We start from the raw sequence: 26,920 nt of genomic DNA on the forward strand, positions 1-26,920 counted from the left end.
GGCGTTGCCGCAGGCTGCGATCTTTTTCCCGGGGTGTCGCTTAGTTACTGATCGCCAGAATACTCGCCTGATACGCGCCGACAAACACATCAAAGTCGCCGACCTCGTTCTGCTCCAGCTCGGTTTGCTGCTCCAGGGACGCGCGGGCCGCAGCTTCGAAACGGGTCTGCTCTGCAGCCGGCAGCGGTTGGCTGCGGAAGAACTCGGCGTGGGCCTGGCTCTGGCGCAGGGAGAACTGGGCGAAGCTTTCCTTGTGTTCGTTCATCGCCGCCAGCACTTGGGCGGACGGGGTCAGGGACGTGTCCTTGACCTTTGCCAGTTGCGCATCGAGGGCTTTGCTGTGGGTGTCAGCGCCATGGCTCTGGTCCAGCAATGCGGCCACGGGGGCGATTTTTTCCAGCAACTCGAAGGCCCATTCCTTCATGTCCACCGGCTGTCCATCGCGCTGCAGTTGCAGGCCCGGACGGCGACCGTCCTTGACCACGCTGAGGAAGTTCGAGGTGGCGTTGCTGCAGGTGTTGCTGGTCAGCAGCGGGCTGTCGTTCAGCGCGCAGTACAGCAGGAAGGCGTCGAGGAAGCGTGCTTCGGGCAGGTCGATGCCGGTCGGCAGGAACGGGTTGATGTCCAGCAGGCGCACTTCAACGTACTGGATACCCCGGGCCATCAGGGCCTGGATCGGTCGCTCGCCGGTGTAGGTCACGCGTTTGGGGCGAATGTTGGAGTAGTACTCGTTTTCGATCTGCAGGATGTTGGTGTTGAGCTGGACCCATTCACCGTCCATGTGGGTGCCGACTTCCACGTAGGGTGGGTAGGGCGTGGCCACGGCTTTGCGCAGGCTGTCGGTGTAGCTGTTCAGATCGTTGTAGCAGGGCGTCAGGCCGGCCTGGGCGTTGCTCTGGTAACCCAGGTCGCTCATGCGCAGGCTGGTGGCGTAAGGCAGGTACAGGGTGTCGGCGTCCAGTTGTTCCAACTGGTGCGAGCGCCCGCGCAGGAAGCCGGCGTCGAGTGCCGGCGAGGCCCCGAACAGGTACATCAGCAACCAGCTGTAGCGCCGGAAGTTGCGAATCAGGGCGATGTAGGCCGAGGATTGATAGTCGCGGTCGGTGCCGACAAACCCTTCGGATTCCTTGAGCAGCGGCCAGAGTGTCTCCGGCAGCGAGAAGTTGTAGTGAATCCCGGCAATGCACTGCATGGTCTTGCCGTAGCGCAGGGCCAGGCCCTTGCGGTAGACGTACTTGAGCTGACCGATGTTGGAGGTGCCGTAGTAGGCGATCGGGATATCTTCCTCGGCCGGCAACGGGCACGGCATCGATGGACTCCACAGGTACTCGTTGCCGAGCTTGCTGTAGGCAAAGCGATGAATGCTGTCCAGGCTCGCCAGGGTATCTGCCGGGTCCGGCAGGGCAGGCGTGATGAACTCCAGCAGCGATTCGGAATAGTCGGTGGTGATTTGTTCGTTGGTCAGCGCGGAACCCAATTCTTCCGGGTGCGGCGTTTGCGCCAGGCGACCTTCGCTGGTCACGCGCAGGCATTCACGTTCGATGCCGTGAAGGCACTGTTCGAGCAGAGAGAGGTTAGCGCGCTCACCGAGCAGAGCCAGGCGGCGGTTGAGAAGTTCGCTCAAGTTGGATTCCTTCACGCGTCAGTCGCCCCAATATGGGGGTGGGCAAGACGGTCTACAAGGGTGAAGTGGAAACTGGCGTTTTCGCCTGGTTTTTCGAGCTGCACAGGCCATGTGCCGGTCAGTCAGCAACTGCACAATCCCTGTGGGAGCGAGCAAGCTCGCTCCCACAGGTTGCGTTGCGCTGAAATTAACCCAAATCGATGAGCGGCATCTATAGGACAGCGAATGTGCCTTGTGCTTTTGCGACCAGTTTGTCGCCTTGCATCACGTCGGCCTCGACCACCAACGTGCGCCGGCCCGGGTGCAGCACCCGGGCCGTGCACAGCACCTCGCCGTCTGAGACGGCGCGGATGTAGTTGATCTTGCACTCGATGGTCGCGCTCTGCTGGTCAAAGCCATGGACGCTGGAACAGGCCAGCCCCATGGCAATGTCCACCAGGCTGAACAGAGCCCCACCGTGCAGTTTGCCCCCTCGATTGCGCAGGTCGGGCGCAAGGGCCAGGGCGACTTGCGCCACCCCGGTTTCCAGGCCGTGCAAACGGCAACCCAAGAGCTTGAAAAAGGCGCTTTCGGACAACCCGGCAGGGACCTCCATCAGCGCTTCTTCAACTGCTTGGCGTTGGCAAACAGCGACGCCATGGCGTTGTTGCTTGGCGCGGCCGCCGGGGTTTCCTTGCGCGGTGCAGGGTTCGAAGACTGGCGTGGGGCCGAGCCTGGACGTGCACCACGGGCGCCGTCGATCTTCTCGCCCGGGGTGTCGCTCATGCGCATCGACAGGCCTACGCGTTTGCGCGGGATGTCGACTTCCATGACCTTGACCTTGACCACGTCACCGGCTTTCACCGCTTCCCGTGGGTCCTTGATGAACTTCTCGGAAAGCGCGGAGATATGCACCAAACCGTCCTGATGCACGCCGATATCCACAAACGCGCCGAAGTTGGTCACGTTGGTGACCACGCCTTCGAGGATCATCCCCAGCTGCAGGTCCTTGAGGTCTTCGACGCCTTCCTGGAACTCTGCGGTCTTGAACTCGGGACGCGGGTCGCGGCCAGGCTTTTCCAGCTCTTGCAGGATGTCGGTGACGGTCGGCAGGCCGAAGGTTTCGTCGGTGTATTTCTTCGGGTCCAGGCGCTTGAGGAAGCTCGCGTCGCCGATCAGCGAGCGGATATCACGGTCGGTCTCAGCGGCAATGCGCTGTACCAGCGGATAGGCTTCCGGGTGTACTGCCGAGGAGTCCAGCGGGTTGTCGCCGTTCATCACGCGTAGGAAACCTGCGGCCTGTTCGAAGGTTTTTTCTCCCAGGCGGGCGACCTTCTTCAGTGCGGCGCGGGTCTTGAACGCGCCGTGTTCGTCGCGGTGGCTGACGATGTTCTGCGCCAGGGTCGCGTTGAGACCGGAGATGCGCGCCAGCAGCGCCACGGAGGCGGTGTTGACGTCGACCCCGACGGCGTTCACGCAGTCTTCGACCACCGCGTCCAGGCCGCGCGCCAGTTTCAGCTGCGAGACGTCGTGCTGGTACTGGCCGACGCCAATCGACTTCGGATCGATCTTCACCAGCTCCGCCAACGGGTCCTGCAGGCGCCGGGCAATCGACACCGCGCCACGGATCGACACGTCCAGGTCCGGGAATTCCTTGGAGGCCAACTCCGAGGCCGAGTACACCGATGCGCCCGCTTCGGAGACCATGACCTTGGTCATTTTCATCGCTGGGTATTTTTTGATCAGGTCGGCGGCCAGCTTGTCGGTTTCCCGGCTGGCGGTGCCGTTGCCGATCGCGATCAGGTCAACCGAGTGCTTGGCGCACAAGGCCGCCAGCACCGCGATGGTCTGGTCCCACTTGTTGTGCGGCACGTGCGGGTAGACCGTGGCGTGGTCGAGCATCTTGCCGGTGGAGTCGACCACCGCGACCTTGCACCCGGTGCGCAGGCCCGGGTCCAGGCCCAGGGTGGCGCGCGGGCCGGCTGGGGCGGCCAGCAGCAGGTCGTGCAGGTTGTGGGCAAAGACGTTGATGGCTTCGGTCTCGGCGCCGTCACGCAGCTCGCCCAGCAGGTCGGTTTCCAGGTGGGTGTAGAGCTTGACCTTCCAGGTCCAGCGCACCACTTCGCCCAGCCATTTGTCGGCCGGGCGGTTCTGGTTGGCGATGCCGAATTGCTGGCCGATCATGCCTTCGCACGGGTGCATGGTGCCCGGCAGTTCGTCGCCGACTTTCAGCGCCGAGCTCAGGATGCCTTCGTTGCGGCCACGGAAAATCGCCAGGGCGCGGTGCGACGGCATGCTCTTGAGGGGTTCATCGTGTTCGAAGTAATCGCGGAACTTGGCACCTTCCTCTTCCTTGCCGGCGATCACGCGGGCACTGAGGGTGGCTTCCTGCTTGAGGTAGCTGCGCAACTTGTCGAGCAGGTTGGCGTCTTCGGCAAAGCGTTCCATGAGGATGTACTTGGCGCCTTCGAGGGCTGCCTTGACGTCGGCCACGCCTTTCTCGGCATCGACGAAGCGCGCGGCTTCGGCGTCTGGCGTGAGGGTCGGGTCGTTGAACAGGCCGTCGGCCAGCTCGCCGAGGCCGGCTTCCAGGGCGATCTGGCCCTTGGTGCGGCGCTTCTGTTTGTACGGCAGGTACAGGTCTTCGAGGCGGGTCTTGGTGTCGGCGAGCTTGATGTCACGCTCGAGTGCCGGGGTCAGCTTGCCTTGCTCCTGGATGCTGGCCAGGATGCTGATGCGCCGTTCGTCGAGTTCTCGCAGGTAGCGCAGGCGCTCTTCCAGGTGCCGCAACTGGATGTCATCGAGGCTGCCGGTCACTTCTTTCCGGTAGCGGGCGATGAAGGGCACTGTGGAGCCTTCATCGAGTAGCGCGACGGCCGCTTCGACCTGTTGTGGGCGGACACCGAGTTCCTCGGCGATGCGGCTGTTGATGCTGTCCATAAAACCACCTGACAAATTGTGAAAGCAGGCTCGCGGGCGCAGTGACTAGGCCCGGCGAGTCTGGTTGAGCGGCCTGGCCTGCGCCGCTACCTGGATCAATAGGCATCCCATTGACCCGTGAAATCGAAAAATTACTGCCCGGCGCGGAAAAATAATAAGCCGCCGCAGACGGTAACGATCTGACGTTGCCTGACACAAAAGGCCGCGCATTATAACCAGCGTTCCGTGCTTCGGGGGCTAAAGCAACCTGTAGGCACAATGCCTGTATTGCTGGCGGTAGAGGAAAAATCTGCTAACAATGCACACGGTGCGTATAACGACAGCTACGCCATAATGCGCGCCGAGATCAAAGGAGCATCCAATGAGCAGCACTGCACAAACTGCTGAAGGCGAAAAAATTCTAATCGTTGACGACGATCCGGGGCTCAGCAGCCTGCTGGAACGTTTTTTCGTCAGCAAGGGCTACCGTGCTCGCGCCGTACCGAACACCGAACAGATGGATCGTCTGCTGGCCCGTGAAGTGTTCAACCTGGTCGTCCTCGACCTGATGCTGCCCGGCGAAGACGGCCTGACCGCTTGCCGCCGCCTGCGTGGCGCAAACAACCAGATCCCGATCATCATGCTCACCGCCAAGGGCGACGAGCTGAGCCGCATCAAGGGCCTGGAGCTGGGCGCCGATGATTACCTGGCCAAGCCGTTCAACCCGGACGAGCTGATGGCTCGCGTCAAGGCCGTCCTGCGTCGTCAATCGACTCCGGTGCCGGGCGCGCCGGGCAGCGAAGACGAAAGCGTGAGCTTCGGCGACTACGAGCTGTCCCTTGCTACCCGCGAACTCAAGCGCGGCGATGAAGTACACATGCTCACCACCGGTGAGTTCGCGGTCCTCAAGGCGCTGGTGATGAACGCGCGCCAACCGCTGACCCGCGACAAGCTGATGAACCTGGCCCGTGGCCGCGAATGGGATGCCCTGGAGCGTTCCATCGATGTACAGATCTCCCGCCTGCGCCGGATGATCGAACCTGATCCCTCCAAGCCGCGTTATATCCAGACTGTCTGGGGTGTGGGCTACGTGTTCGTTCCGGACGGCACTGCGACCAAGTGATCTGTCATTTGTAGGAGCGAATCGGCCGGATAGTGTGTTATCCGGTTGATTCGTGATCCGCAACTCTGCGAGTCTCTCTCGCTCCTGCAAAGTGTGTAGCTGTCTCCTATGAAAACCCCTGTGTGGTTCCCCCAGAGTTTCTTCTCCCGCACCCTCTGGCTGGTGCTGATCGTCGTGCTTTTTTCCAAGGCGCTGACCCTGGTTTATCTACTGATGAACGAGGACGTGCTGGTGGATCGTCAATACAGCCACGGTGTCGCCCTGACACTGCGCGCGTATTGGGCCGCCGACGAAGCCAACCGAGCTGAAATTGCCGATTCCGTGGGATTGATCCGCGTGGTGGGCGCTGGCGTGCCCGACGGCGAGCAGCATTGGCCCTACAGTGAAATCTACCAACGACAGATGCAGGCCGAACTGGGCGGCGACACCGAGGTGCGCCTGCGCATGCACGCGCCGCCAGCGCTCTGGGTGCGGGCGCCGAGCCTGGGCGATGGCTGGCTGAAAGTGCCGCTGTACCCGCATCCGCTGCGGGGCCAGAAAATCTGGAGCGTGCTGGGCTGGTTCCTCGCCATCGGACTCTTATCCACCGCCTCGGCGTGGATTTTTGTCAGCCAGCTCAACCAGCCCCTCAAGCGCCTGGTGGATGCCGCCCGGCAATTGGGGCAGGGCCGCAGCGTGCGGCTGCCGATCAGCGACACACCCAGCGAGATGGCCGAGGTGTACCGGGCCTTCAACCAGATGGCCGAGGATGTCGAGCAGGCGGGGCGTGAGCGTGAGTTGATGCTGGCGGGAGTGTCCCATGACCTGCGTACGCCCTTGACCCGCCTGCGCCTGTCGCTGGAACTGATGGGTGGCCACAACGACCTGACGGACGACATGGTGCGCGACATCGAGGACATGGACGCGATTCTCGACCAGTTCCTGGCATTCATTCGTGATGGTCGCGACGAGTCGGTGGAGGAGGTCGACCTGAGCGACCTGGTGCGTGAAGTGGCGGCGCCCTACAACCAGAACGAAGAACGCGTGCGCCTGCGCCTGGAGCCGATCCAGCCATTCCCGCTGCGTCGGGTGTCGATGAAGCGCCTGCTGAACAACCTGATCGGCAATGCCTTGCATCACGCGGGCAGCGATGTGGAGGTGGCGGCTTACGTCTCGGGGGATGTCAGTGCGCCTTACGTGGTGCTGAGCGTCATGGATCGCGGGGCCGGCATCGACCCCGCAGAGCTGGAGGCGATCTTCAACCCGTTCACCCGGGGCGATCGTGCCCGGGGCGGCAAGGGCACTGGGTTGGGGTTGGCCATCGTCAAGCGCATCGCGTCGATGCATGGCGGCAATGTCGAGCTGCGCAACCGTTCCGGTGGCGGCCTGGAAGCGCGGGTGCGGTTGCCGTTGGGGTTGATGCTGCCTCGGGACGCGGTATAGGCGCAGCTTCAAGCTTCAAGCTTCAAGCTTCAAGCGGCAAGAGAGGAGCGGCATAGGTCCTCTCTTGCCGCTGTCGTTTACCCTTTCCCTTTGGTCCGGGTCATGTTCGGACCACCGTTTTTCTCCAGGTGCTGGATGATTATCCCCGCCACGTCCTTGCTGGTGGTGGTTTCGATCCCTTCCAGGCCCGGCGAGGAGTTCACTTCCATCACCAGCGGTCCGTGGTTGGAGCGCAGGATGTCGACCCCGGCCACCGCCAGGCCCATGACCTTGGCCGCACGCAATGCGGTCATGCGTTCTTCGGGTGTGATCTTGATCAGGCTGGCGCTGCCGCCCCGGTGCAGGTTGGAGCGGAATTCGCCTGGCTTGGCCTGACGTTTCATCGCTGCAATCACCTTGTCGCCGACCACGAAGCAGCGGATGTCCGCGCCACCGGCTTCCTTGATGTATTCCTGGACCATGATGTTCTGCTTGAGGCCCATGAACGCCTCGATCACCGACTCGGCGGCGGTCGCCGTCTCGCACAGCACCACGCCGATGCCTTGAGTCCCTTCCAGTACCTTGATCACCAACGGCGCGCCATTGACCATGTCGATCAGGTCAGGGATGTCGTCCGGGGAGTGAGCAAAACCGGTGACCGGCAGGCCGATGCCACGGCGTGACAGCAGTTGCAGCGAGCGTAGCTTGTCCCGCGAACGGGCGATGGCCACCGACTCGTTGAGCGGGAACACACCCATCATTTCGAACTGGCGCAACACCGCGCAACCATAGAAAGTCACCGACGCGCCGATCCGCGGGATCACGGCGTCGAACCCTTCCAGGGGTTTGCCGCGGTAGTGGATCTGCGGCTTATGACTGGCAATGTTCATATAGGCGCGCAGGGTATCGATCACCACCATCTCATGGCCGCGTTCGGTCCCGGCTTCAACCAAACGACGAGTGGAATACAGACGCGGGTTCCGCGACAGCACAGCGATCTTCATGCAACACCTGTGGAGGAGAGAGTGGACACCGGGAACACCGGCTTGTCTTGAACGTACTTGATGCCGGGATTGACCACCAACTGGCCGTCGACCAGAGCCTTGGAGCCGAGGAGCAGGCGATAGCGCATGGATTTGCGGCAGGCGAGGGTGAACTCGACTCGCCAGACCCGATCGCCGAGTGCCAGGGTGGTGCTGATCACGTAGCGCACCTGCGCGTGACCATTGGAGCTCTTGATGGTTTTTCGTGTCACCAGCGGTGCTTCACAGCGACGATGGCGCAACTGCACCACCGTGCCCAAGTGTGCGGTAAATCGCACCCACTTCTCGCCGTCGCGCTCGAATGGCTCGATCTCGGTGGCGTGCAGGCTGGAGGTGCTGGCACCGGTGTCGATTTTGGCGCGCAGGCCCGCGACCCCCAGATCAGGGAGCGCCACCCACTCGCGCAGACCGACAACGGTCAAATGGTCAAATGTCTTCAAATGTGCTCAACCGGTGAGATACCCGCTCGCACCGCAACGCGGCCGAATGGGCGGTATTCACGCAGAATAGTGGTTAAAAGGCGACAGATATCTACAGCCCGGATTGCCGCTCCTCATGTGCGGCCCGAGGAGGTGGTGCATTGTATGCTGCGGCGGTGAAATTCATGGCATGACAGAAACGGTAGTACAGTTCAGAAATATTTCAGAATGAGGAAAACCCATGGCACAAAAAAGCGAAGAGGACGACAAAGTCCGTCTCGATAAGTGGTTGTGGGCGGCGCGCTTTTACAAAACCCGCGCGCTGGCCAAGGCCGCCATCGAGAGTGGCAAGGTGCATTGTCGAGGGGAGCGCTGCAAGCCGGGCAAGGAGCCACGCATCGGTGACGAATTGCAGATCCGCGTCGGGTTTGAAGAGCGCACGGTGGTGGTGCAGGCACTATCGATCGTTCGGCGTGGTGCCCCGCAGGCCCAGGCCTTGTACGCAGAGACCGACGCCAGCATCACCAAGCGCGAGAATGCCGCGGCACTGCGCAAGGCCGGCGCCCTGAGTGTCACCACCGACGGCAAGCCGAGCAAGAAACAGCGTCGTGACCTGTTCAAGTTTCATGGCAGTAGCCACGAATAGTGAACCAAGGATTGCCACCAGCAGGTGGCGATCCTTGCAGTGATCATTCATTCAGCCGGCAGGAACGTTTCGCACCACGCTCATCCGCGAAATCACCGGCAACTGGCCCAGCAACTTGAAAAGTGGCGCGGTCAGCCGCATAAAGAACTCGGACGCCCTGGCAGCGAATGGCGTGTAGTAACCCCAGCCCAATGCCCAGACCGCCAGCAGCATACCGCCGATGTAATCGTCCTGGCCCCAGTGGGCGCCAGCTACCAGGCGCGGCAGCATGAACAGCAGGGCCAGGCTCCAGATCGTCAGCCATTGCCCCAGAGTCCGGCTGAACAGGCTCATGAACAGTGCCCAGATAATCAGCACCGAGGCATGGTCCCCGGGAAAGCTCTGGCTGGAACGGTCCTTGAGCTCCCAGGTCTTTTCCAGGCCCGGGAAGTAGTCGCTCATTTGCACCGCGCCGGTGATCACCATCGATGGGCTCTGGTGTTGCCAGCCCAGGTGCGCGGCGACTTTGGAGAACAGGGTACGGATCACCAGCATCAGCAGCAGAATGGCGAAGAAGCCGAAAAAAGCACGGCGCACATCGCCGGCCTTGAACACCCAGTTGCCGCGAATCAACAGTGCCAGCAGGATGATCCCGACCACTGCGTCAAAGGGTCTGAGGCTGGCGACCGCCCAGATGTGCAACCAGGTTGGGCTGGTTGCCAGGGGGTCATTGAGTAAATGAAAAAGCCACTCGTCGAAAATCACACACAGCATCTGTCCCGCAGGCCATAACCAGAAACCCAGCAGGGCCAACGGGACTAAATTACACAGCGTCAATCGGCCGAGGTCCCACCTTGCTTGGAACAGACTCGGATTGTTCATAAAATGCCTCCCATGGCGATAAATCACGCACCAAAATAGTGCGAAGGACTGATTTTCGGCCCTTGCACACATTTTGTCATCACTTCAGATACCCAGACCTATGACTGATCTACCGGATACCGACTACACCCAGCGCTTCATCTTTGATGACAGCGATACCCGTGGCGAACTGGTTGCGCTGGAGCGCAGCTATGCCGAAGTCCTCGCTAAACACCCCTATCCGGAGCCGGTGGCGCAGATGCTTGGCGAGCTGATGGCGGCGGCGGCGTTGCTGGTCGGCACCTTGAAGTTCGATGGTTTGCTGATCCTTCAGGCGCGTTCCGAAGGCCCGGTGCCGCTGTTGATGATCGAGTGCTCGAGCGAGCGGGAAATCCGTGGCCTGGCGCGTTATGAAGCCGACCAGATCGCCCCTGACGCGACCCTGGCAGACATGATGCCCAACGGCGTCCTGGCATTGACCGTCGACCCGACCCAGGGCCAGCGCTATCAGGGCATCGTCGACCTCGATGGCGCGACCCTGTCGGAATGCTTCACCAATTACTTCGTCATGTCCCAGCAGGTCGGCACCCGCTTCTGGCTGCATGCCGATGGCCGTCGCGCCCGTGGCCTGCTGCTGCAGCAACTGCCGGCCGACCGCCTGAAAGACGAGGAAGAGCGGGCCGCCAGCTGGCAGCACATCACGGCGCTGGGCGGCACCCTGACCGCTGATGAACTGCTCAGCCTGGACAACGAAACCGTGCTGCACCGTCTCTACCACGAAGAGCAGGTGCGCCTGTTTGATGTGCAGAAATTGCGCTTTCGTTGCAGCTGTTCCCGCGAGCGTTCCGGCAATGCGCTGGTCAGCCTCGGCCTGGAAGATGCCCAGGCGTTGGTCGTCGAACACGGCGGCAATATCGAGATCGATTGCCAGTTCTGCAACGAACGCTACCTGTTTGACTCGGCGGATATCGGTCAATTGTTCGCCGGTGCGGGCGTGGATACACCGTCAGATACTCGCCACTAAAACGTTTCAGCGCAGGTGAATTCACTGCTTTGTGCCGGATTAACGCCGTACTGACGGGAGGACCCTACTCTTTTCAGGCTTTTCTGGCATAATCCGGCCCACTTTTTTCGCGGTAGTAGTGCAGGACTTTCTACTACAAAACGTTTGGAGCACTCGGCCACTGGCCGACGGGGAACCTCATGACGCAAGCCAATAACGCCGTGTACACCGATCTGAGTGTTGATGATCTGGTTAAAGAAGCCTTGAGTCGCGGTGAAGGCGAGCTTGCCGATACCGGCGCGCTGGTAGTTCGTACTGGTCACCGTACCGGCCGTTCGCCAGTTGACCGTTTCATCGTGGAAGAGCCAACCACCCAGGATGCCATTGCCTGGGGCCCCATCAACCGCAAGTTCCCGGCCGACAAGTTCGATGCCCTGTGGGCTCGCGTTGAGGCATTCAACAACGCGCAAGAGCATTTCGTTTCCCACGTCCACGTTGGTGCTGCCCAAGACCACTACCTGGCCGTGAAGATGACCACCCAGACTGCCTGGCAGAACCTGTTCGGTCGTTGCCTGTTCATCAACCCGGAGCAGTACAACCCGGCCGGTCGTGATGAGTGGCAAGTGCTCAACGTGGCCAACTTCGAGTGCGTGCCAGAGCGTGACGGCACCAACTCCGATGGTTGCGTGATCATCAACTTCGCCCAGAAGAAAGTGCTGATCGCCGGCATGCGTTACGCCGGTGAAATGAAAAAAGCCATGTTCTCGGTACAGAACTTCCTGCTGCCAGCCGCTGACGTGCTGCCAATGCACTGCGCCGCCAACATCGGCGAAGCAGGCGACGTGACCCTGTTCTTCGGTCTGTCGGGCACCGGTAAAACCACCCTGTCGGCCGATGAAAGCCGTTACCTGATCGGTGACGACGAGCACGGCTGGGGCGAAGGCGTGGTGTTCAACATCGAAGGCGGTTGCTATGCCAAGTGCATCGACCTGTCCGAGAAGAACGAGCCGGTTATCTGGAAAGCCATCAAGCACGGTGCAGTCCTGGAAAACGTCGTGATCGACGACGCCAAGCACGCCGACTACGCCGATGTCAGCCTGACCCAGAACAGCCGCGCCGCGTACCCGCTGGAGCACGTTGCCAAGCGTTCCGAGCAGAACCTGGGTGGCGAGCCAAACGCTGTGATCTTCCTGACTTGCGACCTGACCGGCGTCCTGCCGCCAGTCTCGATCCTCAACGAAGAACAAGCGGCCTACCACTTCCTGTCCGGCTACACCGCTCTGGTGGGCTCGACTGAAATGGGTTCGGGCAGCGGCATCAAGTCGACCTTCTCCACCTGCTTCGGCGCACCGTTCTTCCCGCGTCCGGCTGGCGAATACGCCGAGCTGCTGATCAAGCGCATCCGCGGCTTCGGCTCCAAGGTCTACCTGGTCAACACCGGCTGGACCGGCGGTGGCTATGGCGTCGGCAAGCGTTTCAACATCCCGACTACCCGTGCGGTGATCGCAGCGATCCAGAGCGGCGCTCTGATCGGTACCGAGACCGAGCACCTGGATACCATCAACCTCGACGTGCCAGTGGCCGTACCGGGCGTTGAGACTGGCCTGCTGAACCCACGCAACACCTGGGCTGACGTAGCCGCCTACGACGAAGCTGCCAAGGCCCTGGCCGGCCTGTTCATCGAGAACTTCAAGAAGTTCGACGTGAGCGACGCCATCAAGGCTGCAGGTCCTAAGTTGTAAGTGTTGGTCTGATGCAAAAAAAGCCGCCCCTAGGGGGCGGCTTTTTTGTGCCTGTGATCGAAGCGCTGCACACTCAGCGGATATCCAGGTAGCTGGACTGCTCGAATGTCAGTTTCGCACCCAGCCCTGCCGTTGGCTGCAGGGGCGCGCCCTGGACCGACGAGAAGGCAGTGCCGTTGCTGCCATGGGAGACGTAACGCTCGCCTTGTTCCTGTTCGGTGAAGTAGGTGTAGGACTCTTGGCGCATCAGCACGTAATGGGCGTCGGCTTGGCTGATGGCGTTGTGGTGGTTCTGCAGATCGGCAGTCGTAAGGTTAAGCATCTTGTCGAGCTTCACGCCCCAGCGGGTCAGGCAGCGCTCGGCGAAGTGGCGCACGATCAGGCCTGGCTCCGGTAATTGTTTCGGGCCAGAGGTGCCCTTGAGGGAAGCGTTCCCGACCAATGTTCCGTGGCGACCGGCCATGGGGTAGACATGGGTCCTGGTGTTGCTGTGTGTGAGGGGGACGACGCAGGAAAACCCTTTGGAGCGTTCGTCGCGGGCAAAGAACCCCACATACTCTTTGACGTTGGCGCCAAGTGTCACTCGTTCAGGCTGAAAGTTCATGGGGCCGGGTACGGGGTCGACGGCGAATATATTGACCGGCACCTGTTTCAGTTCAGGATCATTGAGCATCATGTTGGCCAGCATGTGACAACTTACTGCGCCGCGACTCCAGCCAACAAGATTGACGCAAGTGGGGATAATGCCGTCCTTGCGGAACAACTTGATGATCTGCTCCTGTAACGCCTGTTGGGTGACAGTCCGTTCGCCGTAGTTGTACTTGCGCCAGAACCATGAGCCGACGGTTTCAACGTCTTCAATGGGAATGCCGGCAGCTTTCAGACGGTCGTATTCTTCTTTGGTTAGTTCAAGTCGTTGCCAGGAAGTCTTGCCCTTGATGAGTTGCAGGGCGTGCTTGACGTTTTCTTCCCAGCCACTGCCGAACAGACTTCCGGAGATGCCGTACTCTTCGGACTTGTAAAACATTTCATCGGCTTGCAAGTTGCTGGTGCCGGGGCCGTCGATCACCGCCCATTCGGCAAACTCACGGCCACGCTCGTGGTTGGCGAGGGTGGAAACAAGTTCGCCATTCCAGTACGTAGTATTCGTAGCGTCAAATTTAGTCGAGCCGGTACCGCAGAAATATACGGTCAATGTAGTCATTGGAAGTTGCCTTCATCTATTTAATGAATGGGCAGATTAAGTTTGAACAACTCAGCATGGAAGGTGCTTAGTGTTGCTGGATTTTTAGTGTGTTGTGGATAACTTCAGTTTTGTTTTGGCAGGCGTTGTTGCAAAACTTCAAGCACGTCACTGCCGTCTTGAATCAACAGGTATAACGCGTTCACGATATGCGGAATATCCTTGACGTCCGCCTGGTTGAAACACAGGCAGTAAAAAGTTTCCAGCAAGTTGCTGGCCGCGCGGATGCGTTGTTGAGCGGCCTCAAGCAGGGCCTGGGGAGTGGCCTGGGTGTCGATGACCAGGACCGGGGTATCGCCGGCGGTAGAGCTCAGCTGACGATAGCGCTCGAAAGACGGAGTTAAGGTGCTCATGGGCTCGGTTCCGGTAGGCATTTGCGACATCGCGCGGCAAGGGGCGGTTGTGCCGTGCAGCAAACTATAGGGAGTGCTGGCAAGGCGCAGCAAGATGGCCTGCATGGACGGCTGTTGTAGGGGATTTACACGACGATCGGACGCCGGCCTACAGGCGTTTCGCGGTTTTTTTGGGCGGTTGGCCACGACTCGGGTTTCCCACGTGTCGGGCAGGATTGAAGCCTGGTGTGACGGCGTCAGCTCGACAAAGTTGAGTAGGATGTTTCGCATTGAAATGCGTGACTCGTGAGAGTTGCAGCGTCGCGGGAAGTGGGACGTTCTCCCTGTATCATTCCGTATCTTTTTATCCCCGACCTTTTCTCGACGTGCTGCGCTCGCCCGCTAGGCTTTTGGCACTGCAGCCGTCAATGGAGTGACCGCTCATGCACAACACCCTCGAACAGGTCTTCGGTTATCCACAGTTTCGTCCCGGCCAGGAGGCGGCGGTCAGCGCGGTGCTGGCCGGGCGCTCGGCGGCGGCGATTTTCCCCACCGGTTCCGGCAAGTCCTTGTGTTATCAGTTGCCGGCCCTGCTGTTGCCCCACCTGACACTGGTGGTCTCGCCGCTGCTGGCGCTGATGCAGGATCAACTGGCATTCCTGCAACGCCACGGCATTGCCGCCGCCAGTATCGATTCGGCACAGAGCCGTGATGACGCCAGCGACGTGATGGCGCGGGCGCGCAGTGGCGAGTTGAAGATCCTGATGATTTCCGTGGAGCGCCTGAAGAACGAGCGGTTTCGCAATTTCCTGCAGCAGGTGCCGATCTCGCTGCTGGTGGTGGACGAGGCGCACTGCATTTCCGAGTGGGGTCATAACTTTCGCCCCGACTACCTGAAGCTGCCGGACTACCAGCGCCAGTTCAATATCCCCCAGGCCCTGTTGCTGACGGCTACCGCCACGCCCAAGGTCATCGCCGACATGCAGGCCAGGTTTGCCATTGCTGCCGACGATGTGGTCACCACCGGCTTCTACCGGGCCAACCTCAATCTGCTGGTGGAGCCGGTGCGTGGCCAGGACAAGCGGCGGCGTCTGGTGCAGTGGTTGGGCGAGCGGGCCGGGCAGCCCAGCATCGTCTACGTGACCTTGCAGAAAACCGCCGAACAGATCGCCCAGCACCTGAGCCAGCACGGGCTCGCGGCCGAGGCCTATCACGCCGGGTTACCCCATGATCAGCGCGAAGCGATACAACGCCGGTTCATGGCTGGCCAGTCCAATTGCATTGTCGCCACCATCGCGTTCGGCATGGGGATCGACAAGAGCGACATCCGCAACGTGGTGCATTTCGACCTGCCCAAATCCATCGAAAACTACAGCCAGGAAATCGGTCGGGCCGGACGTGACGGCGAGCCCTCCGATTGCCTGGTGCTGGCCAATCGAGACAGCCTCAACGTGCTGGAAAACTTCGTCTATGGCGACACCCCGGAACTCGATGGCATCCGCTGTGTGCTCGATGAACTGCAAGCCTGCGCGCCGGACGGGCAATGGGAGTTTTTGCTGGGGCCGCTGGCCGATCACAGCAACATCCGCCAGTTGCCGCTCAAGACCTTGCTGGTTCAACTGGAACTCAAGCGCCTGATCGCTGCGCGTTATGCCTACTTTGCCGAGTACCGGTTCAAGTTTGTACTGGAGCCCGAGGCGCTGCTGGCGCGGTTTACCGGCGAGCGCCGAGACTTTGTCGACGCCATCATCCAGACCTCAAGCCGCGCGCGAACCTGGGTCACGGTCAATTTCGACGCGCTGTACCTGCAGCACCAGGCGGAGCGCAACCGGGTGGTCAAGGCCCTGGATTATTGCCAGGAGCAAGGCTGGATCGAGCTGGAAAGCAAGCAGACGACCGAGGTCTACAGCCTGCTCCAGAACGATTTCGATGCGCAGGCGCTGAGCCTGGAACTGCATGGCTATTTCACCCGGCACGAACGTACGGAAGTTGCGCGGATCCACGCCATGCTCGAGTTGTTCGCCACTGAACATTGCCTGGGTTATCGCCTGGCGCAGTACTTCGGTGACAACCAGGCGCCGCAGCAATGTGGGCATTGCTCGGTGTGCCATGGCCAGGTTGCCCGCCTGCCGGCTCCCCCCGAATTGCCGGCGCTGGCGGATAAAGACTTCGAGGCCCTGTGCGGCGACTTCATCCGCAGGCACCAGGGTTTCAACGCTCAGGTGCCGAGCGCGGAACGGCTGACGCGGTTTTTGTGTGGCATCAGCGTACCGCTGTTTACCAAGCTCAAGGCCCGGGCCATTCCGGGGTTTGCGGCGCTGGAGGATTACCCCTACGCCGAGGTGCGCAGTTGGATCGAGCACCATCTGCCCGCAGGAACATCCATTTACTGAATGTCGCCCATCAGCGCAATAGGCTTCAAAAAGCCTGCTCAGCTGACTATGGTGATCGCTGTCCAAGGTTCACCAACAAGAGAGCAAACAATGAGCCAGACGCCACTCCAGATTCAGCGTGCCGCCGTGATCGGCGCCGGCACCATGGGCCGTGGCATCGTCATGTGCCTGGCCAATGCCGGGGTGCCGGTGCAGTGGGTCGACAACAATCCGCAGATGCTCGACCAGGCGCTGACGGCCATCGCCCAGACCTGGGCGCACAACGTGCGTCAGGGCCGCATCGACCAGGCCGAGGCGGACGCGCGCATCGCCAGGGTCACGGCCGCTGCGGACTACGCGGCGATCAGCGAGGTGGACCTGGTGATCGAGGCGGTCTACGAAAACCTCGAACTCAAGCAGCAGATCTTTCGCCAGCTCGACGGTCTGCTCAAGCCCCAGGCAATCCTGGCCAGTAATACCTCGGCCCTGGATATCGACGCCATTGCCGCGGTCACCCAGCGCCCGCAACAGGTACTGGGCCTGCACTTCTTCAGCCCGGCGCACATCATGAAACTGCTGGAAATCGTCCGTGGTGCACAAACCGCCCCGGCGGTGCTGCAAGCCGCCAAGGCCCTGGGCGACCGCATGGGCAAGGTCAGTGTGGTGGCGGGTAACTGCTTCGGCTTTATCGGCAACCGGATGCTTAATACCTACGTGCTCGAGGCACGCAAAATGTTGCTCGAGGGCGCGTTTCCCTACCAGGTCGATGCCGCGTTGCAAGGTTTCGGGTTTGCCATGGGGCCGTTTCGCATGTACGACGTGGTCGGCATCGACCTTGGCTGGCGCGCCCGCGAGTTGGCCGGTGTCGGCCAGGATGAGGATGAAATCCAGGTGGATAACCGCCTGTGCGAGCAAGGACGTTTCGGGCAGAAGAGCGGCAATGGCTACTACCACTACGAACCGGGCAGCCGTCAGGCTGAGCACGATCCGCAGGTAGACGCGCTGGTCCTGCGGGTCAGTGAGCAGCTCGGGTATCAACGCCGCGAGATCGGCGCCGAAGAGATCCTTGAGCGCTGCCTGCTGGCACTGGTCAACGAGGGGGCCAAGATTCTCCAGGAAGGCATCGCCGAATCTGCGCGGGACATCGACCTGGTTTACCTGAACGGTTACGGGTTCCCGGCGGACAAGGGCGGGCCGATGGCATGGGCTGACCAGCAAGGGCTGGCCGCTATCGAGGCGCGACTGTTGCGTCTTGAGGCCGAGCAGGGCGCCTTGTGGAAACCTGCCGGGATCATCCGCGAACTGGCCGCCAGCGGCGCACAGCTGGCGCGGTACCAGGCTGACTGAACGCCGCGCAGCCACTACACTGCCAGCCCCTTTGCACGAGAAACCCCATGACTGACCGCATGCCCCAACGTGCCGACTACCGGCATTTCCAGCCGATCATTACCCGCTGGCACGACAACGATGTGTATGGCCATGTGAACAATGTGACCTACTACAGCTTCTTCGACACGGCGGTGAACACCTACCTGATCGAAGTGGGTGGCCTGGATATCCATGACGGCGAAGTGGTCGGGTTTGTGGTGAGCTCGGCGTGCGATTACTTCGCCTCGATCGCGTTCCCCGAGCGCATCGAGATTGGCCTGCGAGTCGGCAAGCTGGGCAACAGTTCGGTGCAGTACGAACTGGCCGTGTTCAAGGCCGGTGAGGAGGACGCCTGTGCGGCGGGGCGCTTTGTCCACGTGTTTGTCGATCGGGCCTCGAACCAGCCGGTGACCATTCCTGCCGGGCTGCGTGAGGCGCTGGAGCGATTGCTGGCCTGAAACGAAAAATCGCAGCCCGAGGGCTGCGATTCTTTACGCGGGATTTGCGTGAGGCGACGGGGTCAGTCGCGATAATGCTTGTGCTTGCGATGCCCATAGGCATGGCCACGGCCCGGGTGGCCGTGACGGTAGTAGCGACGGTCATCGCGACCACCGCGGTAGCGACGATCATCACGATCGTCACGGTCGTCGTCATAGCTTTTATTACCCATGTAGTTACCCAGCGCACCACCGGCACCGCCGCCGGCTGCTGCGCCGATCAGGCTGCCCGAGGTACCGCCGACGCTGCGACCGACCACGTTGCCGCCGGCTGCGCCCAGCGCACCACCGATCGCGGCTTCGCCACGGCTGCGTTTGTCGGCGCCCACCGCACTACCACCCGCACCGCCCAGTGCGGCACCAATGGTTGAGCCAGTGCTGCCGCCCAGTGACTGACCGACGACCGAGCCAAGAACCCCGCCCAATGCGCCGCCCACACCGGCTTCGGTGGTGCCTCCAGCTGACGCGACGCCACTGATCAGGCCAAGGGACAACAAGAGAATCGAGGAGAACTTCATAGAGGAGCCTCAGAGGGATGACGCCGCGATCCTGAGGCTGTGACGGGATGGTTACAATCGAAATCCGACGAGTAACACGACCTTCTCACATTTTGCTAAGTTGTTGTTTTTACTACGGAACTTAATTGATTTTTGCAGGTCTTTAACTACTTGGGACAGGCCGCTTTGCTAACAAAGCGGCCTTTTTTGTGGGCGTTGGTTAAGCGCAGGCGAGCGAAAATTCGACGCCAGGCTTCAGGCCGACCTGGCCTTGATCAGCCCGCTTGCACTCGCCGCTTCCAGGCGGATCGCGACAAATTTGGACGTCGGCGTGTGGCTGCCATCCCCGGTGCTTTCCAGCGGCACCAACGGGTTGACTTCCGGGTAGTACGCCGCCGCTTGTCCCGCCGGAATATCGAACGCCAGCAGGGTGAAGCCCTTCACCCGACGCTCCCGGCCATCATCCCAGATCGACACAATGTCAGCCTTCTGCCCGGGCTTGAAGCCCAGGCGGATGATGTCGGCTTCGTTGACGAACAGCACATCCCGCTGGCCCTTGACCCCACGATAACGGTCATCAAGACCGTAGATGGTGGTGTTGTACTGATCGTGGGAGCGCATGGACTGCATGATCAGGTCCGGCAACTGCCCGGTGGCCCGGGTACGTTCGTGAACCAGGTCGAGGGGCAAGGTATTGGCGCGGAAGTTGGCGCGACCTGACGGGGTGTTCCAGCGCCGTTCGCCGGCACTGTTGCCCAGGTAGAAACCGCCCGGGTGCTCGATCTTCTGGTTGAAGTCCTTGAAGCCTGGAATGGTGTCGGCGATCAACTCGCGAATGCGTCGGTAATCGGCCACCAGCCAGCTCCAGTCCACGGGGGTGCTGCCCAGGGTGGCCGCGGCGATGCCGGCGATGATCGAAGGCTCGGAGCGCATCAGCCTGGACAGCGGGTTCAACTGGCCATTGGAGGCGTGGACCATGCTGAACGAATCCTCCACGGTCACCGCTTGCGCCCCTTCGGTTTGCAGGTCGATGTCGGTACGGCCCAGGCACGGCAGGATCAAGGCGGCTTTACCGTGGGCCAGGTGGCTGCGGTTGAGCTTGGTGCTGATCTGCACGGTGAGGTCGCAGTTGCTCAGGGCCTGGAAGGTCCGTGGGCTGTCCGGTGTGGCTTGGGCAAAGTTGCCGCCCAGGCCGATAAAGACTTTGGAGCGACCTTCGAGCATCGCGTGGATGGCTTCGACCACGTTGTGGCCATTGTCGCGCGGCACCTTGAACTGGAAGCGCCGCTCCAGCGCATCGAGGAACGCCACGGGTGGCCGTTCGTTGATGCCCATGGTCCGGTCGCCTTGCACGTTACTGTGGCCACGCACCGGGCACAGGCCCGCGCCCGGACGGCCGATGTTGCCGCGCAGCAGCATCAGGTTGGCGATTTCCTGGATGGTCGGCACCGAGTGGCGGTGCTGGGTGATGCCCATGGCCCAGCACATGATCACGTTCTTGCCGGCCGCGTACATGCGCGCGGCTTGCTCGACGTCTTCCAGGCTCAGCCCGGACTGCTCGACGATCTGCGCCCACGGGGTGTCGTCGATCTGGCTCAGGTAGTCGTGGAGGTTGACCGTGTGCTCGTTGAGGAACTCATGGTCGAACACCGAAGGCGCGCCGCTGCCCTGCGCCTCGCGTTCCCACTGCAGGAGGAATTTGGCCATGCCGCGCAACAACGCCATGTCGCCACCCAGCGCGGGGCGCAGATAGGCGGTGTTGGTCGGCTTGTCGCCGTTGGTGAGCATTTCGATCGGATGCTGCGGGTGCTGGAAACGCTCCAGGCCACGCTCCTTGAGCGGGTTGATACAGACCACCTGCGCACCACGTTTTACCGCTTCACGCAGCGGCTCAAGCATCCGCGGATGATTGGTCCCGGGGTTCTGGCCCCAGACGAAAATCGCGTCGGCATGTTCGAAGTCATCGAAGGTCACGGTGCCTTTGCCGACCCCGACGCTCTGCGCCAGGGCCACGCCACTGGCTTCGTGGCACATGTTCGAGCAATCCGGGAAGTTGTTGGTGCCAAACGCGCGGACAAACAACTGGTACAGATAGGCCGCTTCATTGCTGGCGCGGCCCGAGGTGTAGAACTCGGCCTGGTCAGGGCTCGCCAGGTTTCGCAGGTGTTGGCCGATCAGCGTGAACGCGGCCTCCCAGCTGATGGGCTGGTAACGGTCGGTCTCGGCGTTGTAGCTCATCGGTTCAGTCAGGCGGCCCTGGTACTCGAGCCAGTAGTCGCTCTGCTCCAGCAACGCGCTGACGCTGTGCTTGGCGAAAAATGCCGCGTCGACACGGCGTTTGGTGGCTTCCCAGTTGACCGCCTTGGCGCCGTTTTCGCAGAACTTGACCATGCCGCTTTCCGGCGAATCGCCCCAGGCACAGCCCGGGCAGTCGAACCCGCCGTTCTGGTTGGTCTTGAGCATCATGCGGATGTTCTTCAGCGCGTTGTCGCTGGTCAACCACGCCTGGGCGACACTGATCAGCGCGCCCCAGCCACCGGCCGGGCCCTTGTAGGGCTTGTAGCGTGGGGTGGGTGTCTGGTCGGCTTGATGATGAGTGCTCACGCTTGATTCTCCATCGCAGGGCTATACACCCGCGGCGCACTTTTGTGCGGCAGGTGGATGAGATTGAGGTTGTGTCGGCGCGCCCACTGCAGGGCAAGGCCGGTGGGCGACGACAGGCTGACCAGGGTCTGGATCCCGGCGCGCAGGGCTTTCTGGATCAGTTCCAGGCTGCAGCGACTGGTGACAATCGCCACCCCGCCCGCTGTCGGGATGTCCTGCCGGACCAGGGCGCCGATCAGCTTGTCGAGGGCGTTGTGCCGGCCGATGTCTTCGCGGCCCAGCAGCAACTCGCCCTGGTTATTCATGAACACCGCCGCGTGCACCGCACCGCAGTGCTGGCCCAGGGGTTGGAAGGCATTGATGCGTTGGCGCAGGCCGTCCAGCCATTCGGCCGGCGGCAGGGGCGCTCCCGGCAAGACGGGCAGTTGCGGCAAGGCCTGCTCCACGGCTTCGACGCCACACAAGCCGCAGCCGCTGGTACCGGCCAGTTGCCGACGCTGCTGCTTGAGGTTCCAGAACGCACGGCTGGCGATGTTGACCTGGGCGTACATCGCAGAACCCGAGCCGCTGAGCTGCAGGTCGTAGATATCGCTGCGCTCACTGACGATCCCGCTGCCCAGGCTGAAGCCGACGATGAAGTCTTCAAGATCGGTAGGGGTTACCAGCATCACTGCCTGGCTGATGCCGTTGTAGGCAATCGCCAGCGCGACCTCTTCGGCGAGCGCGGTGCTGGCGCTGGCGCTGAGGTCGAGGTTGCAATACTGATAGCTCTGACTGGCGGCGGGCGCGGGCGTGTCGAGGGCGGGCGCCGCGCAGGTCGGGCGCTTGGCGTTCATGGGGCTGTACCGGCGGGTTATCCAGCTTTAAGCCTAGGCGCGGCAAAGTGTCGCGTCTAATCGCTAATACTGATCTACCGATAGATGGCGTCGATCAAGAGCCGGTCTGTGATCTCTGATAAATCGCAAAACAGGCTTCCGCCAATGCCGAGCGCGGTGCGCTGCGGCGCATGATCAGCCCCAGGCGGCCGAGGGTTTGCGCGTTTTCAATCGGCTGCAGGCGCAGGTGTTCGGTCAGGGCTTCCAGGCCACCTTCCAGGGGCATGATGGCGCAGCACAGGCCACCATGGACCGCCTGCAGCAATTGATGAACGGCGTCCGTCTGCAGCAGCGGTTGCGGGTTGAGGCCCCGGCTGTGGAAGTTGTGGTCAATGGACTGGCGAAAGTGCATGCCGCTGGTGAGCATGCCCAGTGGCAACTCGATCAGCGCCTCCCAGCTCAAGGGTGTCTCGCCGAAACTGAAGAAACGCTGGTCATACAGCAGGCCCATGCGGGTTTCGCTGAAGGCCAGAGAGTCGAAGCGCTCGCCATCCAGGCGCTCGAGGTAGGACACGCCCAGATCCAGGCGGTTGTTCGCCAGTTGTTCGAGGATCTGCTCGGAGCTCAGGGCCGACAGCTCGAAGCGCAGGTTCGGGTGTTCGCCGTGCAACTGGTGCAACAAAGGCAGCGGATCGAAGCTCGACAGCGGCACCACCCCCAGGCGCAGTGTGCCGACCAGGTTGCCGCGACAGGCTGCGGCTTCGGCATACAGGCCGTCATAGGCCGCCAGCACGGTGCGCGCCCAGGCCAGCACCCGCTCACCGGGGGCGGTAAACCCTTCAAAGCGCTGGCCGCGATTGACCAGCGGCAGGTCCAGTTCTTCTTCCAGGCTGCGCAAGCGCATCGACAGGGTGGGCTGGGTGATGTGACAGCGCGCGGCGGCCTGGCCGAAATGGCGGGTTTCGTCGAGGGCGATGAGGAATTTCAGCTGTTTGATGTCCATCTTCATTCCTGGGCGCGGTGAGGAGCGAATTCTAGCGGTTGGGTTGACCTGCGTCATTGGTCGGTTGGGAACCGCATTGCGCAGAGTTGGTCTAGTCTTTCGCGACCGGACCTATTAAACCCAAGGAGAGTGCACCATGAGTCTTTTGAGCTTTGTCAAAGAAGCAGGCGAAAAACTGCTGGATCTGCTGACACCGGGTAACGCCAATGCGAGCGAGCAGTTGAAGGATCACATCGCGAAGGTCGGCCTGGGCAACCCGAATGTGCAGGCCACGGTGGAGGGCGACAAGGTAACTGTGACGGGTGAAGTCAGCAGTCAGGAAGAGAAAGAGAAGATCCTCCTGGCGGTGGGTAACATTGCCGGCGTCGGCAGTGTCGATGACCAGATCACGGTGAGCGGGCCAGTGGTGGCTGCTGCACGTTTTGTAGTGGTGAAGAAAGGCGACACCCTCAGCGCGATTTCCCTGGCGGTGTATGGCTCTGCCAACCAGTACAACAAAATCTTCGAGGCCAACAAGCCAATGTTGTCGCACCCGGACAAAATCTATCCGGGCCAGACGCTGCGCATTCCTGAGTAACGCTCAGGCTCGCTCCCACCAGGGTCGCATCAACCCCGTGGGAGCGAGCCTGCATCGCGATGCAGGCGACCAGGTCTACAGTCCTGCAATAAGCGCTTGATAGTCCCCCACCGCGGCAAACTCGGCGGTGTCCTTAGGCCCCTTGCGGCTATCCGGCACGCTGACAGCCAGCAAATGCCCCACACCAAACTCCCGCGCACTGCGCAGGATCGGCAAGGTGTCATCGATGAACAGGCTGCGGCCTGGGTCGAAGCCGATGTCGGCCTGCAACGCATCCCAGAACTGTCGGCTCTCCTTGGGAAAGCCATAGTCGTGGGAGCTGATCAAGCGCTCGAAGTAGGGCGCCAGCTCGATCCTTTCCAGTTTCAACGACAACGAATCGCGATGCGCGTTGGTAATCAGGATGACCCGTTTGCCGGCCTGTTTGATCGCCGCCAGAAAGGTATCGGCATCCGGGCGCAGGGCGATCAGGTGGGCGGTTTCCAGCTTCAGTTCGCGCACGGGTAAACGCAGTTCGCTGCTCCAGAAATCCAGGCAATACCATTGCAACTGTCCGGCGTTGCGCTCGAACAACGGCTGCATTTCCAGCTCGGCCATGGCCCGGCTGATGCCGTGCAATTCGGCATAGCGCTGGGGCAGGTGCTCCATCCAGAAATGGTTGTCGTAGTGCAGGTCCAGCAGGGTGCCGTCCATATCCAACAGAACGGTATCGATGTCGCGCCAGGGCAGTGTGGGCATTGCAGGCTTCTCCAGCGGGAAACAGATATCCGGCATAAACAATCAGGAAAGGCCGGGTATAGTAACCCGTTCACGCCAAGGAGCCGCTATGCGCCAAAAACCCGAAGTCCTAGCCCGCGAGATCGTCGCCACCAGCCGCCTGTTTTGCGTGGAAGAGGTGCAACTGCGCTTCTCCAATGGCGTGGAGCGCACCTACGAGCGATTGGTCGGCAAGGGCGCCGGGTATGGCGCAGTGATGATTGTGGCGATGCTCGATGCCGACCACGCGGTGCTGGTCGAAGAGTACTGCGGTGGCACCGACGCCTATGAAATGTCATTGCCCAAGGGCCTGATCGAGCCGGGCGAGGATGTGCTGGCCGCCGCCGAGCGCGAGCTCAAGGAAGAGGCTGGTTTTGGCGCGCGGCAACTGGAGCACCTGACCGAGCTGTCGCTGTCGCCCGGTTACATGAGCCAGAAAATCCAGGTGGTGCTGGCCACCGAGCTTTACGAAGAGCGCCTGGAAGGGGACGAGCCGGAGCCGATGCGGGTTGATCGGGTCAATCTGCGCGAACTGTCGGCGCTGGCGCAAAACCCGCAGTTCACCGAAGGCCGTGCCTTGGCGGCGCTGTACCTGGCCCGTGACCTGCTGACCCAGCGCGGAGCGTTCCAGCCATGAAGGATTTTCCCCAGGCACACCCGTTGCTGGCGCCGGTGGTCGAGCTGGCGCTGCAGGCTGGCGAGGCGATCCTGCCGTTCTGGCGCACCGCAACCGAGGTGATGACCAAGACCGACGATTCGCCGGTCACCGCCGCCGACCTGGCTGCACACCATGTGATTCTCGCGGGCCTGACGGCGCTTGATCCGAGCATCCCGGTGCTCTCGGAAGAAGACGCCAATATCCCTCAAGCCGTGCGCGCCGGCTGGCAGCGCTGGTGGCTGGTGGATCCGCTGGATGGCACCAAGGAGTTCATCGCCGGCAGTGAAGAATTCACCGTCAACATCGCGTTGATCGAGCAGGGGCGCGTGGTGTTTGGGGTGGTGTCGATGCCCACCAACGGTCGCTGCTATTTCGGCGGTGACGGGCTCGGCGCCTGGCGCGCCGACCAAGACAGCGCCGCGCAACCGATCCAGGTCCGCCTGGCGCCGGCCGCAGGCGAAGCCTTTACCGTGGTTGCCAGCCGCCGCCATTCCAGCCCGGAACAAGAGCGCTTGCTGGCGGGCTTGAGTGCCAGCCTGGGTGAGTTGCAGCTGGCGAACATCGGCAGCTCGTTGAAGTTCTGCCTGTTGGCCGAAGGTGCGGCGGATTGTTATCCGCGGTTGGCGCCGACTTCCCAGTGGGATACCGCGGCAGCCCAAGGCGTACTCGAAGGCGCGGGCGGCGAAGTGCTGGAGTTGAGTGGCGAACGCTTCAGCTATCCTGCGCGGGAGTCGCTGCTTAACAACTACTTTTTGGCATTGCCTGCGGGCGTGTCATGGCGAGAGAAGTTATTGAGCTTGAGTTCAAACTGAACAGTCAGCCTGTAAAGTCATCCCCTGTTTGATCACTGTATGTTTGCACACTGTCAGATATGACAGGTTTCAAGTAGGGGGCTGAGTGCTAGCATCCAACACACCTGATGATGGTAGGTGGCTGATGGGGCTGAGGTTCAAATGAAAATCGATAAAGTGCTTTTATTGGTTGGACTTTCACTTTATTTCGGGAGCGCGTCCGCCGGGACTGTCACGATCAAGTCCCCGCCAGAGGGCTTGACGTTGTTGACGACAAGCGGGGTTGTAAAGCATGGCGACAAGGACTTGGTATTAACTTCGCAGACCCAAGTCGAGGTCAATATCTCACCGCAAATCGAGGTGGACGGCACGCCGCACATAATAGGTATGGCGTCAGTCGATCATCGCCCCAACACCACCACTCAACTGCACAGCAACGATACTCTTTGTCGTTCGAGTGAAAGTACCCAGGGTTATAGCGTCACGATTGAACTGGTTGGTTATCAGTCTGTGACCTGTCGCAATGGAGAATTTAAGTCGAACAAGCAACTCGTTGCCGACGGTTCGGCAAATGTGGTGGTGACGTACGACAAACTTCCAAAGTCTGACTGATCGTCGCTGTCGTTTAGTGCGGGGGTTGGCAGGAACGATGACGCCGAGGGCAGTCG

The 26,920-nt window shown here is 61.4% G+C and carries 25 protein-coding genes; 12 read left to right on the forward strand and 13 right to left on the reverse strand.

Going from position 1 to position 26,920, the window contains the following annotated elements:
* Window positions 1–40: 40 nt before the first annotated feature.
* The 3 genes from gshA to H7995_RS08095 all read right to left on the reverse strand — a co-directional run bounded on the left by gshA (window position 41) and on the right by H7995_RS08095 (window position 4,543).
* Window positions 41–1,624 (reverse strand): glutamate--cysteine ligase, encoded by a 1,584-nt coding sequence (gshA, locus tag H7995_RS08085; RefSeq protein ID WP_185818216.1) that lies wholly within the window; start codon window positions 1,622–1,624, stop codon window positions 41–43.
* A gap of 211 nt (window positions 1,625–1,835) precedes the next feature.
* The gene (locus H7995_RS08090) at window positions 1,836–2,219 is read right to left on the reverse strand and encodes a PaaI family thioesterase (protein WP_182343087.1); all 384 of its coding nucleotides are present in this window, start codon (window positions 2,217–2,219) and stop codon (window positions 1,836–1,838) included.
* Window positions 2,219–4,543: a Tex family protein gene (locus H7995_RS08095; protein ID WP_166590291.1), complete on the reverse strand. Its 2,325-nt coding sequence runs from the start codon at window positions 4,541–4,543 to the stop codon at window positions 2,219–2,221. Before H7995_RS08095 ends, H7995_RS08090 begins: the two co-directional genes overlap by 1 nt.
* 361 nt (window positions 4,544–4,904) lie before the next feature.
* On the opposite strand from H7995_RS08095, the gene ompR reads away from it, so the two are divergent.
* Both ompR and H7995_RS08105 read left to right on the forward strand, forming a co-directional pair.
* Window positions 4,905–5,645: an osmolarity response regulator transcription factor OmpR gene (ompR, locus tag H7995_RS08100; RefSeq protein ID WP_095167476.1), complete on the forward strand. Its 741-nt coding sequence runs from the start codon at window positions 4,905–4,907 to the stop codon at window positions 5,643–5,645.
* 108 nt (window positions 5,646–5,753) lie between these two features.
* Complete coding sequence (locus H7995_RS08105; protein WP_166590292.1) at window positions 5,754–7,067, forward strand: ATP-binding protein; 1,314 nt, start codon at window positions 5,754–5,756, stop codon at window positions 7,065–7,067.
* Window positions 7,068–7,144: 77 nt separating this feature from the next.
* Here H7995_RS08105 and rimK read toward each other — a convergent pair whose 3' ends face one another.
* A complete protein-coding gene (gene rimK / locus H7995_RS08110; RefSeq protein ID WP_166590293.1) occupies window positions 7,145–8,050 on the reverse strand; it encodes a 30S ribosomal protein S6--L-glutamate ligase in 906 nt (301 codons plus the stop codon).
* Window positions 8,047–8,529, reverse strand: coding sequence for a retropepsin-like aspartic endopeptidase RimB (rimB, locus tag H7995_RS08115; RefSeq protein ID WP_166590294.1), 483 nt, complete (start codon window positions 8,527–8,529; stop codon window positions 8,047–8,049). Before rimB ends, rimK begins: the two co-directional genes overlap by 4 nt.
* A gap of 220 nt (window positions 8,530–8,749) precedes the next feature.
* Here rimB and H7995_RS08120 point away from each other — a divergent pair, with 220 nt between their 5' ends.
* On the forward strand, window positions 8,750–9,154 hold the full coding sequence (locus tag H7995_RS08120) for an RNA-binding S4 domain-containing protein (protein ID WP_166590295.1): 405 nt from the start codon (window positions 8,750–8,752) through the stop codon (window positions 9,152–9,154).
* A 51-nt stretch (window positions 9,155–9,205) separates the two neighbouring features.
* On the opposite strand, the gene H7995_RS08125 is transcribed toward H7995_RS08120, so the two are convergent.
* Window positions 9,206–10,015 carry a phosphatase PAP2 family protein gene (locus H7995_RS08125; protein ID WP_185818217.1) on the reverse strand — a complete coding sequence of 270 codons (810 nt, stop codon included), beginning with the start codon at window positions 10,013–10,015 and terminating at the stop codon, window positions 9,206–9,208.
* Between the two features lie 100 nt (window positions 10,016–10,115).
* On the opposite strand from H7995_RS08125, the gene hslO reads away from it, so the two are divergent.
* Entirely contained in the window at window positions 10,116–11,018 is a 903-nt protein-coding gene (gene hslO, locus H7995_RS08130; RefSeq protein ID WP_166590297.1) for an Hsp33 family molecular chaperone HslO, read from the forward strand.
* A gap of 179 nt (window positions 11,019–11,197) precedes the next feature.
* Window positions 11,198–12,739, forward strand: a complete 1,542-nt coding sequence (locus H7995_RS08135) for a phosphoenolpyruvate carboxykinase (protein WP_166590298.1) — start codon at window positions 11,198–11,200, stop codon at window positions 12,737–12,739.
* A gap of 73 nt (window positions 12,740–12,812) precedes the next feature.
* On the opposite strand, the gene H7995_RS08140 is transcribed toward H7995_RS08135, so the two are convergent.
* Complete coding sequence (locus H7995_RS08140) at window positions 12,813–13,943, reverse strand: hypothetical protein (protein WP_182343093.1); 1,131 nt, start codon at window positions 13,941–13,943, stop codon at window positions 12,813–12,815.
* Window positions 13,944–14,047: 104 nt separating this feature from the next.
* On the reverse strand, window positions 14,048–14,335 hold the full coding sequence (locus tag H7995_RS08145) for a hypothetical protein (protein ID WP_166590326.1): 288 nt from the start codon (window positions 14,333–14,335) through the stop codon (window positions 14,048–14,050).
* A 422-nt stretch (window positions 14,336–14,757) separates the two neighbouring features.
* Between H7995_RS08145 and H7995_RS08150 the strand changes: the two genes are divergently transcribed.
* The 3 genes from H7995_RS08150 (at window position 14,758) to H7995_RS08160 (ending at window position 18,512) form a co-directional block, all read left to right on the forward strand.
* Window positions 14,758–16,707, forward strand: a complete 1,950-nt coding sequence (locus tag H7995_RS08150) for a RecQ family ATP-dependent DNA helicase (RefSeq protein WP_185818218.1) — start codon at window positions 14,758–14,760, stop codon at window positions 16,705–16,707.
* A 90-nt stretch (window positions 16,708–16,797) separates the two neighbouring features.
* On the forward strand, window positions 16,798–18,033 hold the full coding sequence (locus H7995_RS08155; RefSeq protein ID WP_166590301.1) for a 3-hydroxyacyl-CoA dehydrogenase: 1,236 nt from the start codon (window positions 16,798–16,800) through the stop codon (window positions 18,031–18,033).
* Between the two features lie 47 nt (window positions 18,034–18,080).
* The gene (locus H7995_RS08160) at window positions 18,081–18,512 is read left to right on the forward strand and encodes an acyl-CoA thioesterase (protein WP_166590302.1); all 432 of its coding nucleotides are present in this window, start codon (window positions 18,081–18,083) and stop codon (window positions 18,510–18,512) included.
* 62 nt (window positions 18,513–18,574) lie between these two features.
* Here H7995_RS08160 and H7995_RS08165 read toward each other — a convergent pair whose 3' ends face one another.
* From H7995_RS08165 to H7995_RS08180, 4 genes are all read right to left on the reverse strand, one after another.
* On the reverse strand, window positions 18,575–19,069 hold the full coding sequence (locus H7995_RS08165; protein ID WP_159993148.1) for a glycine zipper domain-containing protein: 495 nt from the start codon (window positions 19,067–19,069) through the stop codon (window positions 18,575–18,577).
* A 234-nt stretch (window positions 19,070–19,303) separates the two neighbouring features.
* Window positions 19,304–21,652 (reverse strand): FdhF/YdeP family oxidoreductase, encoded by a 2,349-nt coding sequence (locus tag H7995_RS08170; protein ID WP_166590303.1) that lies wholly within the window; start codon window positions 21,650–21,652, stop codon window positions 19,304–19,306.
* Window positions 21,649–22,488 (reverse strand): formate dehydrogenase accessory sulfurtransferase FdhD, encoded by an 840-nt coding sequence (gene fdhD, locus H7995_RS08175; RefSeq protein ID WP_166590304.1) that lies wholly within the window; start codon window positions 22,486–22,488, stop codon window positions 21,649–21,651. Before fdhD ends, H7995_RS08170 begins: the two co-directional genes overlap by 4 nt.
* Before the next feature lie 94 nt (window positions 22,489–22,582).
* Window positions 22,583–23,470, reverse strand: a complete 888-nt coding sequence (locus H7995_RS08180) for a LysR family transcriptional regulator (protein WP_166590305.1) — start codon at window positions 23,468–23,470, stop codon at window positions 22,583–22,585.
* A 136-nt stretch (window positions 23,471–23,606) separates the two neighbouring features.
* Here H7995_RS08180 and lysM point away from each other — a divergent pair, with 136 nt between their 5' ends.
* Window positions 23,607–24,047 carry a peptidoglycan-binding protein LysM gene (gene lysM, locus H7995_RS08185; RefSeq protein ID WP_166590306.1) on the forward strand — a complete coding sequence of 147 codons (441 nt, stop codon included), beginning with the start codon at window positions 23,607–23,609 and terminating at the stop codon, window positions 24,045–24,047.
* Between the two features lie 75 nt (window positions 24,048–24,122).
* Here lysM and yrfG read toward each other — a convergent pair whose 3' ends face one another.
* Window positions 24,123–24,785: a GMP/IMP nucleotidase gene (gene yrfG / locus H7995_RS08190; RefSeq protein WP_166590307.1), complete on the reverse strand. Its 663-nt coding sequence runs from the start codon at window positions 24,783–24,785 to the stop codon at window positions 24,123–24,125.
* 88 nt (window positions 24,786–24,873) lie between these two features.
* On the opposite strand from yrfG, the gene nudE reads away from it, so the two are divergent.
* From nudE to H7995_RS08205, 3 genes are all read left to right on the forward strand, one after another.
* Window positions 24,874–25,440, forward strand: a complete 567-nt coding sequence (nudE, locus tag H7995_RS08195) for an ADP compounds hydrolase NudE (RefSeq protein ID WP_166590308.1) — start codon at window positions 24,874–24,876, stop codon at window positions 25,438–25,440.
* The gene (gene cysQ / locus H7995_RS08200) at window positions 25,437–26,273 is read left to right on the forward strand and encodes a 3'(2'),5'-bisphosphate nucleotidase CysQ (protein ID WP_182343099.1); all 837 of its coding nucleotides are present in this window, start codon (window positions 25,437–25,439) and stop codon (window positions 26,271–26,273) included. Before nudE ends, cysQ begins: the two co-directional genes overlap by 4 nt.
* 141 nt (window positions 26,274–26,414) lie before the next feature.
* On the forward strand, window positions 26,415–26,864 hold the full coding sequence (locus H7995_RS08205) for a hypothetical protein (protein ID WP_185818219.1): 450 nt from the start codon (window positions 26,415–26,417) through the stop codon (window positions 26,862–26,864).
* Window positions 26,865–26,920: the final 56 nt, after the last annotated feature.

It is taken from the genome of Pseudomonas kielensis (genome assembly GCF_014236655.1).
In the GTDB taxonomy this organism is placed as follows: Bacteria; Pseudomonadota; Gammaproteobacteria; order Pseudomonadales; family Pseudomonadaceae; genus Aquipseudomonas; species Aquipseudomonas kielensis.